This window comes from Ralstonia sp. A12, from assembly GCF_000801955.1.
Taxonomy (GTDB): domain Bacteria; phylum Pseudomonadota; class Gammaproteobacteria; order Burkholderiales; family Burkholderiaceae; genus Ralstonia.
In genome coordinates, this window is the sequence record NZ_JSZO01000049.1 from 1 (window position 1) to 11,433 (window position 11,433).

The window sequence follows — 11,433 nt, forward strand, 5'->3', positions numbered from 1 at the left end:
ACGCAGTGTAGCTGGCAGGCTTCCTAACTTTCCAGAATAGGTGCAAAGAAGCAGATGTCGTAAGCATCCTTGTGCTTGTAGCACCCTCGATCGCGTACCCACATGCGGCACTCTTCGTTTTTCAGTCAAGGCACAGCACCGTCGATTACGGCGAACTTGCCTTTGAAGCCGCCGAGAATCTGCCCATCTCGACGAGCACGGCCGACGACGTCCGATCGTCGTAGTCGGCGGCGGATTGCGGCTCGCCCGGAGTCATTGCTGCCATACCAGTCTGTCTTTCCGTAAATGATCGGCCGCCTCTAGACCGCGCTCACCAGACGCCGCCAGATCGAGATAGGTCTGGATGGGACTGGTGCATACGATGCCAGGCGCCGGCTCCACAAGGTCACGAAATAACCCGGCGTCTTTGAGCACGGTCACATCGACGTTCTCGCCTTTTGAGGCAGTAGACAGCTTCAAAGCGACGCGCAATTGCTCCAGCCCTGCCGAGTCCGCATAGAAGTACTGCGTCCCCGCACGACCATAGGGCGCGAGCCACAGTGCCGCCGAGAACGACGCAAGCGCCGTCAGTCCTGACGGAGATCCCACCGGTGAAATATCTCGCACCGCTTGCTCGAACGGGGCGCCGTGCAACGTGGTGTAGAAACCCAGGCGTTCCCCCGCCGGCGGTTCATACGCGTCACGCCATGCATCCAGCAACGCATCAGGATCGGCAAGGGACAGGCCATCGCTCGACAACTGCGCCCACTCACGGTCGAGCAAGGCAACCCGAACGTTGCTGACATGCCCTAGACTGACTCCGGCAGCCTCAGCGAGTTCAACAACACGCCAGGCGCGATATGGATCGCGCAACATCGCGCGCAAGATTTGGGCGGATTTCGGCTTGAACAGCGACCGAAGTTCGCGCCGTTCGGCGACGGGCTTGCTGGCCACCTGACGTTCGATGAAAACGCTGCCGAACATCAGGCGAGCATTCCCCTCGAAGTCGAGAAAACCTGCACCCTGCTCGCGGCATAGCGCCTGGACTTCCGGCGACAGATATGGGGCGATCAAAACAGGGGGCACCGCCCCTCCACGGTGGGCCAGTTCGTCTCGAAGCTGCAGCAAGGCCATTCGCGCATAGCGCGGCTGACCACTGGACTCCACCTCGCATAGCAGCGTGTGGTTTTTGCCCATGACATCCGCCTGCGCGACTATGTCTACTACAGCATCCGCACCTTGTGTTTGGACGTCCACATGGTCGATCACAGGCACCTGCTCCAGAAGCTGGTGCAGGGCCTCGGCGGCTTGGCGTTCGACTTTCACTGGATCAGTTGATTTCAGCATCTGCTGAAAATTGCAAAATTAGTGAAAATTTAGGCTGCGTGGGATCTCGAAGCACCGTGTATCAGAGACTGCCTGACGCATTGGCGATCCTTCTGCGGCCACCCGGAGATGACGCCATAGCGAGAACATCAGCGCAACCTCAAGCCGGCCGGACTACCGTCGCCCACGTGAGAAGCGCTTCAGCGCCAATTTCTCATCTGTCGACCATTCAAGCGGCCGCTCCCACAAGCATGGCTCGGCAAACAACGCTGCATTGAACGCGTCCAATCTCGCCAATACTGGCCTATCGATACCCCACACCCGGCCACGATGCCAACGCCATAGGCTTGCCAGGCGATGTCCTGCAAGCGGTAAATCGCCCACAACAAGTCGCGTACATCTGATCTGGGATGGCGTTGCCATATTGCCCGCAGCGCCAGCGCTAAGCGCTTCTTGCGTTGCATCACTGGGGCTGGAAAGTCACGTGCTACCATGATCAAATGCTGTATATATATACAGCATCACAGATCCACAGCATCATCGCAATAAGGCGTCAAAGATGTGGCGGCTACGTCTCCAACAGCGGAACAACAAGCAGTTGTCTGTCCCCTATTCGATCGGCTAGTCAGTTGCGGCCCACTCAACTACGTTTATCAAGGAAGCGAGACCATATTGTTGCTCGACGACGTTGCGAGTCTCGAAGGACTCTGCTCGCACGAGATTGCCTGAATATGGGTCAAGGTTTCGTGGAAAAGGCAGTAGGCCCTCAAACAGAGCCTTCGCAAAGCCACCTTGAATAGCCTGGCGACTTCCGTGACGGGAGCGCAGCGTTCGCGAAGCGAGCACATGAACATCAACGCGCTCCTGCGTCGGCCATCATATTGATGTACGAGCTTTGCACCGATGGCTCGGCCAATATTCTCGATAGGATATTTGATGCTCTTTGCACCGTGATATAGGGTGCACCAGTTCCTCGGAAACCCGCTGCAAACATGGGCCAAGCGTCCATGATCCGTCGCCGCATAACGCGCGCTGCCGACACTGATCTGCATCGGACCGCTAGCACGCAGTCCGAAAGCACGACGCGACGTCCCGCCTCAAGGACGCACAGCTTGTCGGGAGTAACGAGCCCCACCCGCGGAAAAAGTAGTGCCGGCCCTGCCATTGACTTCCCCTCCACTCTCTCCGCCGAATCCAACACGACACCACCTTTCAGATGGGCTGTATGAACCAACGTCGCTGCGGTGGCGGCGCGAGACTGTCGCCTCGAGTGCATCTGGCATGCCCCTCTAACGAGGGGAATAGTACCGGACACTACGTCATTGGACCCTTGCGGAAGTTCATCAGGGGTTCTTGTCAAGCGAACCAGACAAGTCCGGGCGCTGACGCGCGCAAAGGCGGATCGAGAATTGTCCCTGATTACTTCAATCTTGAACGTGCGTCGCAACTCTTCCCAAAGCTGACTGTCTTGTGTACTCACGAGGCATCCGTCAGGCAAGACAGCAAGCAGTGATCCTCCGACGGCGAGATAGGGAACGCAGTTCGTAAGAAAAGCTGAGGCTATCGTTGCACTAAACCGCTTGCCGGATAGTTCCACGGGGTATGTCTTGCGATCCCTTCGCGAAAACGGCGGATTGATCACCACGAGGTCTACCTTTCCGTGGTAGCGGCGTAACGCCGACGACCGCATTGAAAGCGGATTGAGAAAGTCGGCACAGGAATACTGCCACTCGGATCGCTGTCTCCGTACCTTCGAAATCGTGCCGCGTGATATATCGTTTGCCAACATGTCGGCGTCCGGCCACCGTCGTTCGGCTGCCAGCAAAAGACTACCCTCTCCGCATGCGAAATCTGCCACCAACTGCGGCGGCCTGCGTGGTGCGAACGATAGAAGCGTATCTGCCAGCTCCGGTGACGTATAGAACCTGTCTGTCATCAGCTTGTTGTATTCGTGTTTGTCATCCCTGAGCCGGACGTAATAGCCCCAACATGGTAGACCAAAAGACGGTCTGATCCATCGGTCCGGCCATCCTTCCTGATTGGATTGTCGTAAATAAGTTCGATACGATCAGAAGACGTCAGTGCGAACATGACCGCCCCAAGAGCATGGGGCTTCGTGCCAATCATTGCGACCTTTAGCAGCGCCATCGGGTGCATTTCGGCCAATCGTTGAAGCTGGTAGAAGCAACTGAAAGGGCAATTTGCGGGGGCATACAACACCCTTTCCCACGCATCAGTCTCGGCGAGAGCCGTGCGATTGCCAATATATGTCTCGAAGACGTACCAGGGCTTGAATCCGGGAAGACCGATGATTGGCACAACACCGCCTTGTGTCGGCTGCACATGCTCAATTACGTGTCGAAAGCGCGCCCCCTCGAAGCCTAAGAGCGGAACAAACAACGACTCGTCTGTATCCGTAATCGTTGCAAACCCAGGCATTGGCGCAATTCCGGTGATCCTCGAGCTTAGGTCGTATATTTGCCCTTCGAGAGGCGCCCCGCTCCGCGTATAGCGATTCGGCTCAACGTAGACCACCCTGAGCTCTACTCGCGAGGCAACCGCGCTTCTGATGATCGCAGCCCACGTCGGGTGGCTAAGACCTGTGATATCGATATAAACGACTCTCTCTATGCCCAACGCGTGTATCAAGGAGGCTAGAGATGCAGTGCCGCGAAGAAAGTAGTCCGTATCGTCTCCCTTAATTCGAAAGCCGGCGGGGGTTTCGGACTCGATTTCGATAAACTGGACGCTATCGCATTGAGAACGCCACTGCGTGGTGTGACTGCTCCGATTCTCGCCACTCACACGATAAATATAGGCACTACCCTGAGCTGGACGGAATTGCGCAACTGTCTCAAACGTATCGGTCAGGATTGGTTCGCGTCTTATATCACGCATAAAATTCGCCGAACAGCTCTAGTTGATCGGGGAGCGATTCTTCGTCAACTCGATTATTGCTCTTCAGGATCGCGTCGATGCCTGCTCGCGGACGTTCGACGAGATCCAGTAATTGCAAGCTCGAAAGTTGAATCTTTCGCTTCTTACGATGACTGAACACAAAAAAAGGCGCGAAGATCGGATGGACCATGTAGTCGTATGCTCGCGTGTCACGTTCGTCGAGCGGCTTGCTCCCTGCGTATCGTACGAGTGCCAAGTGCATGACTGCATTTTTTAACAGCTCGTTGGCTCGCTTGTCAGAATCGCCCTGACTGATATCTTCTCGAAGATGGAACTGGTTTGCTTCCGGCGTGTGACCTGCGGGTAACGCGGCGAGCACGCCAAAAACTCGGCCCAAGCTAAGCAGCAGCCGCGTCAATCGCGCGCCATCAACGCTAAGCCCCTCAAGCTCCGAGAGGTTTTTTCGCCCCACCGCTTGGGCGGCAAGGGTTTGCGTATCGGGATCAATGGGTACGGATGCATCTTGGCCCGCTTCGAAGTGCATCAGCAGCGCGGAATGCACTAACTCTAATAAATAGCGAATATTTCCCTCGCATAGCGAAAGGAATACATCCCATCCGCAATAGTACTTGCGGATACCCCTCTTTCCTCGACGTATAGCGAACAGAGACGCATAGAAGTGATTATCCAACCTAGCTTTAACGGCGACACTTCCCTGCAGCCAGAGCCGAAGCTCCTCCGTCAGGCTCGTATCAGAATGCGAGTCCGCCCAGTAAGAAAGAAAATATTGAACCGCGAGCGGGAGACCCATTGCTGCCTCGCGTAAGTCTGGCGATGCAGCTGCTTCAATCTTCGCCTTAATTCGCGCAGCTTCCGCTCTATCAATAAGTTTTTCAGCTTCTTCAGATTCGCTCAGCCTTGGAAAGAGTTCGCCTATAGGTAGATCCGACGAAGCCCCCCCGACGCTCGCATTTCCGAAGCGCGCCGACAAGACACGTTCAGCAAATGCTTTGAATCTTGCGTCGTCTAAACGCTCGGCGATTGAGATTCGCGCGTAATCAGCAGGCGAGGTTAGTTGCTCGTTGGCATTCAGCGTTGCACGCTCCCGCCATCCCAACTCGCGCACACCAATTTTAAATGTGTAGGCTGCCGGAGCATGCTTAATTATGGTATTTAGTACCCGTTGTTGGTAGTCTTCAAAATTCTCAAACTCATCGATCAAGAAAAAGAACTGTCGCCCTTGCAATTCTGGTGTAGAGAGCAGCGTTTGTGCTAGCGCGTCTACCGGAGCCCCCTGCATTGATAGACAATGCGTCGGTGAATCGACGATGCTGTTAATCGACGCTTCGAATCGAAGAGTTAGCAACCGCAATTCATGAGCGAGATCAGCCAAACTTCCCTCCCCTTTCAGATCCAATGTAGCTCTGAATCCGTCCAAGGCTTTGCTCGAAACTCCTAGTGTTCTCCCGGTTTGCAGTTCATACCAGCTTGCGAACTCCATCAGTTGACTGCTGAAGAGCAGATTGATGTAATGTGCAAAGTAAGCGCGCCAGCGATCCTCCGAAAGCTCTGGTCCTCGAAACGCCGTCACTCGGTTGGTGTTCACGCGGTGGTACAGTCCGAAGAACTGCCACTGGTCAATCACGTTCTTATTCCCATTCGCAAACGCGAACTGTCCTTGATACGACAACCCCTGTAAAACTGTCGTCTTTCCTGTCCCACGCCCGCCAATGAGGACGCACGGCCGAGACGTTTTCAACTCAGAAAAATATCCCGGCTCCGTGAACATTTCAAAGAGCTTACCGCTAAGCCATTCGGCTTTATACAGGCCGAGAACGTTACTTAGATTATTAACGTGGTCTTGATCGGTTTCGTTCATCATGATGCCGCCTTCAGAAGCGGCTTCCATTGGCCGTCGTCAAGGGTAAAGATTGGCAGGATCGAATCCGGCCATCCGTGAGAAAAAGCCAGCGCAAGACCCAGCTTCCTGTATCCACGCCAGCACCCTTCGCCGCCATCCCGGTCGGGAATACCAGCTCGGTCGCTAACTCTCTGAATGAATTGGGGACCGGCTTCCCTCATGTCCCCACGCCAAATCACTGACTGAGGTGACAGCGCACTGTAGTTCTCCGGGAGTACGTGCGCCGGAAAGAGCCGCACCAGTGGACATACCTGTTGTATGTAGTCTCGCCCCTGCTCCGTTGCGATCAGCGGACAATAGTAGAAGCCAACAGTGTTGGATCCGATTGCCGCAACCGTAGACTTGAACGATGCGCGGCTATAACCTGAAAGCTCATGAATTTTTACCCAGGTATTCTCGAACTGCTCGCCTGACCCAACAAAATCGTCCACGAATATGACGTTTCCCTTCGGGGACTGTCGCAATCGTTCCAAAGCTAGCGCTGGCGAGAGTATTTGACTCTCATCAATGCCAAGAACATTTCGCGCGTGACGAGTGAAGATGTAACCGCTGTCTGCATCGCTGCTTTGATTCCCTTCAACCCTGACAACGATCAATGAATCTATGAACTTAGACCATTGAGCACTGGCCGAGAAGTAATTTTCTTTGTTCTGCACGACCAGTTGTGAAATATTCTGAAACGCTCCTATAAACATTGCCTCCACCAGTTCAGCAGAGAAAAACGTAAAGCCCTCTAGCAGCCGGACTGCAAAGGGCAACTCCTCTGCATTGAAATTTTGCAACCATCCGTGCGGGTCGAAGCGGGTACTTCGGGGCCAAAGCTGTGCATTGACAAAAAATTTCCAGTTTTCTGTCAGACTCCGCGGTAGTCCGTTATCTGCCAACCGACACCTCCTGGTACTTTTCAGTAAGCTGGCGGTAAAGTTCCACAGAAAACGTCGAAGCGCATTTTGGAATGCTCGACGCTATCTCAGATAGCCATTCATTGTCTTCACGACCGCCCCAGATCTTCTGGTATGTCCCATCTTTGTATCCGTGGTCTTGTCTGAAAGTGTTCAAGACGTTCTTTCCAACATACTTCTCGAACAAGCTGGCTTCTCCGAGTTCAAAGGCAACCGCCAGATTCGCGAAAGTATGCAGATCAAATGATCGATTGCTCAGCGTCTCAGCCGCAAAGGCCTCGATGAGCGACAGGCGAGTGGCGACATCGGTCACGATCGGGGTCGTAGCGGCGTATTCCTCGTACGCTGCAATCGCGTATGTTGTTGCCGCCACAGCAGAACCATGCAACTGAAGCAGTTCGCTCAAACCAAAATGCAGGATGTCCACCAGTTCCAAGTGAACCTGCGGCATATCTGGCTCCTGGCGTTTCCACCATTTCCATCCTATGTGGTCCATCAACTCCGAGCATTCTGTCCAGATTGCTCGATACCACGGATTTCCGGCACGCCTCCAGTCGCCGTTGATCCTGTTGTTGATACCATCTTGGAGCTGCAACATCGACTCGAGCCTGCCTTTGCACAGCGAACTTGTCTCTCGCACTGTTCTGCCCCTATTTTTTACGGAAAGCTCCGATCCCTCGATGGGAACGACGCTAGCATTCGACCGTGGAAACCTCAGGAACGCTTGGGCCCGCAACCCCAGCGAGACTGCGGCGCCAATGCAACCGGCTCGCTACAGGTCGCAGTTAACAGATTATCCTACCGGGCGAAGTTTTCTTGGGGAGTCGGCCCAATTTTCGAGAACTTCACTGATACCCACCTGTTGCCCGGACCGCACGACACCCGTGCTTTGCGCTCTTGGTATCGCGGACCTAGTCTGGCAATCCGCGTGGACAGCGTTACGTTTGACCGCCCGATGCCTTCCCATCTCCCTTCGGACGGGGCGCTTGATGAGCATGAAATCGCATAGTGCCAGATGGCTCGAGCCCAAACGCTATGTGTTCGAGTAAGCGAGAGGTAGCCTTGTTCGACCGAGTTCGCCCATGTGCGCCTCGGTAAGTTGCTCCCGTACGTGCCGGAAGGCAGCATGTACCATGAACCAACTCCGTCATGGAGTCAAACATGAAGGTGCTAACAGAGCCGTCCAGTTCGAACCGCGACGTAGAGAATCAGTCGCCCCTTGGACCATCGGCGCATAGAGGTACGAGCATGAGCGTGCAGACGCCCCATCGCATTCTGCGAATGCCTGAAGTCGTCAAGGCGGTTGGACTCAGCCGGAGCAGCGTGTACGCTCGTATCCAAGCAAAAGCGTTTCCAGCCCCGATCAAAATGGGCAGATCAGCCGGTTGGATTGAGTCAGAAATCCAAGCATGGATCGAGAAACAGATTGCCAGATCACGGCATTCATCCTCTGGAGACGATGAGTCCGAAGCTTGAGCGCGGCTATCTGCGTCGCTTGGCTCTGCACCAACAGTACTGGTCGCCACAACAAGACCCCTACCAACATTTTTTACTGTCGGACGTAAACTCATCCACCTGACCCAGCACGTGTAGCAAAGCATGACGCCCTATCGCTATCTGAATGGTGAGAAGTCGCTAGAACCGCATTCCTTTAAATCATTGAATGGCATATGCTTTGCGTTCCGACGTCACTAAACACTGGAAACCATGCCGACCTACAAAGAGCTACTCGCCCAAAAGGCCAAGCTTGAAGAGCAACTTGAAGCGGTTCGCGTCAAAGAGTTGGAACAGATCATCGCTCAGGTCAAGCAAGCCATTGCTGACTACGGTCTAACCGCCGAGGATATCGGCTTGGCATCGAAGGGGAAAGCAAAGGCAAAGCGCGCTGTTGCGCCGAAATACCGTGACCCGAAGACTGGTGCCACTTGGACTGGCCGGGGCCGCGCACCTGCGTGGATCGCGGGCAAGAACTATGAGCGCTTCTTGATTGCCTGAGTGCGGGCCCGCTCAATACACAAAGCCCGCTCCAAGCGGGCTTTGTTCATTGCCCCTTCGTTACCGCTCGACGTCAAGGACTTCAAGACCGAGTGAACCTGCCAGGGCTTCGGCCGCCTCCGCTGTCTGGCAGCAATCAATCCAAAATGCGGTCCCGGCCACCGCTATCGCATATGGCGGCACATCGTCGCCGCACTCGTTTTGTCTATAGATCAATACCTCTGCACCGTCTTCTAGGAAGCGAGCCATCTCGGCCCGACACTCCGGGAACACTTTCGAAACATGGGAAAACTGCGTAGGGGTGAGACTCATCGGGACACGGGCGGGATTGGGCGTTGCGACAGCTACTACGGTGGCCTTTGCCGACACGCTATCACAACCTGCTCACGCATCGAGCCGGCTGGGTAGCAACAGCTGGCCGGCCGGCAACTGTGCTTGCCCGGGGACCACGTGTTGTTCCTAAGCAACCAAATCGAGTGGAGGCATGAATGGGGGCATATTCAATAGCTACTACGCGAAGAATGGCCTAGATAAGCCGTTTCCCGGTAACTTGCGAGTCTCTCCTGGCATCGCACGGCAACGTGTTCCAGCGCGTTTCGGCGCAACTGATACAAGACACTGTCCTTAGTGCGAGCGGGGTTGTCGACACAACACATTCTGACCAACCGGAGCGCCTTGCATTTCTCGCCAGTGACCGGTGCCCCCCCGAACCGGGTTTCACTACATTTTTTGATTTCAGCATCCGATGACGGCCGCTAGATCAATAGAAGTCCTCGCTGCCGCGTGATGTCACGAAGTAAAGCCCGCGAAAACACGTTGACTGCGAAGAAGAACGGCAGGTCAAAACTCAGTTGCTCATGCGAACGCATAACCATTGCGCCCAACACTCTCATTTACGTGACGGCTACCAAGAGCTCACGCAAGCCAGGGAACTGGGTATCGCCAAATAGCCGCACGCAGTGATCGTCGACCAGTGCTGCGCCTACGGCGCTCCTGATATGGCTCGTGCCGTCATACGCATTGAGGCTTTCCAGAGGACACCGCCGTAACCGCCCTCACCTGCCGCGGGTCCCGACGCCAGCGGTTAGGTGTCGCGTTCGAGGTCCTTGCCGGCACAGCTTCGGTCCACGCCTTGAATATCGCGGCGATAGTGGCCTCCGCCCTCTCCCCGGCCTGCCTCGCCTAGCGCGTTGTCGGAATCTTCTGCTGGCTGTCGGCTGGGGCGAGTGCATCTTCTTGCCGAACTCACCACGGTGAGCAACTGCGCTGCCGGCCGGATTGCCCCCTGACACAATGGCCATTCAGTGCGAGCTTGACACGACTGCTCCTGCGCTCAAGCTGTCTGGTCGCCCTAAGCAAGCGCGCTGATCAATCGCTATTGGGCAACCGCGCATGGCGACCTACTCATATAGGAAAAATGCGGCGCGAGCGGGCTATAGCTTCGTCTACGCTCTTCATTGACACTCGTGGTTTTCACTCAATTGTGAGTATCCATGACCCTAACGGAAGCACGAAAACGATTCCTTGCTCACTGCAACTCCGCTATCAATTTATCCCACCACAGCCTCCGAGCGTACAGCAGTGATCTCGATGACATCCAGAGGTACTTTGGCCTGCGACGGCAACTGACGCTCGTGAAAAAGGAGCAACTGCGTCAATACATTCATCATTTGAGGGAACAGCGTCAACTCAAAGAAACGACTATCAAGCGCCGCCTCGCCAGTTTCAAGCTGCTCCTTCGATGGGCGCAAGAAGAGCAACTTCTTGAGACAAACCCCTTCGACACTCTGTATGAACGGATCAGGCTCCCAAAGCGTCTACCCCGAGCTCTGGATCGCGGGGACCATGATGCGCTTAGGAAAGCGATCACCTTGCGGCCTCGAATAGATGACTTCGACGCACTGCGCCTCAAGACCGCCATTCACTTACTTCTGGATACCGGTATCCGAGTAGGCGAACTAGCAGCGATCGACCTTGACGATGTTTCAATGGAAGGCCGGCACGTGGTGATTCACGGCAAGGGGAATAGGCAGCGTCTTGTATATCTGCTGCAGAAATCACTACATCTAAAGATAGAACGATACCTTACCAGTCGATCTGCCCTTGCCACGCCCAGCAAACGCCTATTTGTCACATCGGCTGGTAGCCCCATCACGTCGGCTACCCTTCGAGCGGAACTGCGCAACCTCGCCGAAGGCGCCGGTATCACCCGCCGTGTCACACCACACATGCTACGCCACACCTGCGCTACGCAATGGCTTGAGGCGGGGTTGGACATTCGGTACGTCCAAAAGCTGCTGGGGCATCAAAGTATCTCAACTACCGAAATCTACACCCATGTTTCCGACCAAGGACTTCGCGAGGCACTTTTCAAGGCTACGGGAGGCTCTACACGATAACTAGGAATTATCA

9 protein-coding genes are annotated in these 11,433 nt (G+C 55.0%); 3 read left to right on the forward strand and 6 right to left on the reverse strand.

The window, feature by feature from the left end:
- Window positions 1-252: 252 nt before the first annotated feature.
- The 6 genes from PI87_RS27790 to PI87_RS27810 all read right to left on the reverse strand — a co-directional run bounded on the left by PI87_RS27790 (window position 253) and on the right by PI87_RS27810 (window position 7,624).
- A complete protein-coding gene (locus PI87_RS27790) occupies window positions 253-1,326 on the reverse strand; it encodes a type IV toxin-antitoxin system AbiEi family antitoxin (protein WP_039600984.1) in 1,074 nt (357 codons plus the stop codon).
- A gap of 832 nt (window positions 1,327-2,158) precedes the next feature.
- Window positions 2,159-3,241, reverse strand: coding sequence for a methyltransferase (locus PI87_RS30005; protein ID WP_084210136.1), 1,083 nt, complete (start codon window positions 3,239-3,241; stop codon window positions 2,159-2,161).
- Window positions 3,241-3,744 (reverse strand): hypothetical protein, encoded by a 504-nt coding sequence (locus PI87_RS29360; RefSeq protein WP_157003281.1) that lies wholly within the window; start codon window positions 3,742-3,744, stop codon window positions 3,241-3,243. The genes PI87_RS30005 and PI87_RS29360 overlap by 1 nt, the downstream gene beginning before the upstream one ends.
- A gap of 451 nt (window positions 3,745-4,195) precedes the next feature.
- Window positions 4,196-6,112, reverse strand: a complete 1,917-nt coding sequence (locus PI87_RS27800; RefSeq protein ID WP_198139644.1) for an ORC-CDC6 family AAA ATPase — start codon at window positions 6,110-6,112, stop codon at window positions 4,196-4,198.
- The gene (locus PI87_RS27805; protein ID WP_157003282.1) at window positions 6,082-7,008 is read right to left on the reverse strand and encodes a phosphoribosyltransferase-like protein; all 927 of its coding nucleotides are present in this window, start codon (window positions 7,006-7,008) and stop codon (window positions 6,082-6,084) included. The genes PI87_RS27800 and PI87_RS27805 overlap by 31 nt, the downstream gene beginning before the upstream one ends.
- Window positions 6,998-7,624, reverse strand: coding sequence for a dUTP diphosphatase (locus PI87_RS27810; protein ID WP_039600985.1), 627 nt, complete (start codon window positions 7,622-7,624; stop codon window positions 6,998-7,000). Before PI87_RS27810 ends, PI87_RS27805 begins: the two co-directional genes overlap by 11 nt.
- Before the next feature lie 650 nt (window positions 7,625-8,274).
- Between PI87_RS27810 and PI87_RS28920 the strand changes: the two genes are divergently transcribed.
- The 3 genes from PI87_RS28920 (at window position 8,275) to PI87_RS27830 (ending at window position 11,420) form a co-directional block, all read left to right on the forward strand.
- Window positions 8,275-8,502 (forward strand): helix-turn-helix transcriptional regulator, encoded by a 228-nt coding sequence (locus tag PI87_RS28920; protein ID WP_039600992.1) that lies wholly within the window; start codon window positions 8,275-8,277, stop codon window positions 8,500-8,502.
- Window positions 8,503-8,733: 231 nt separating this feature from the next.
- Window positions 8,734-9,021 (forward strand): H-NS histone family protein, encoded by a 288-nt coding sequence (locus PI87_RS27820; RefSeq protein WP_039600986.1) that lies wholly within the window; start codon window positions 8,734-8,736, stop codon window positions 9,019-9,021.
- Window positions 9,022-10,514: 1,493 nt separating this feature from the next.
- Window positions 10,515-11,420 carry a tyrosine-type recombinase/integrase gene (locus PI87_RS27830; RefSeq protein WP_039600988.1) on the forward strand — a complete coding sequence of 302 codons (906 nt, stop codon included), beginning with the start codon at window positions 10,515-10,517 and terminating at the stop codon, window positions 11,418-11,420.
- Window positions 11,421-11,433: the final 13 nt, after the last annotated feature.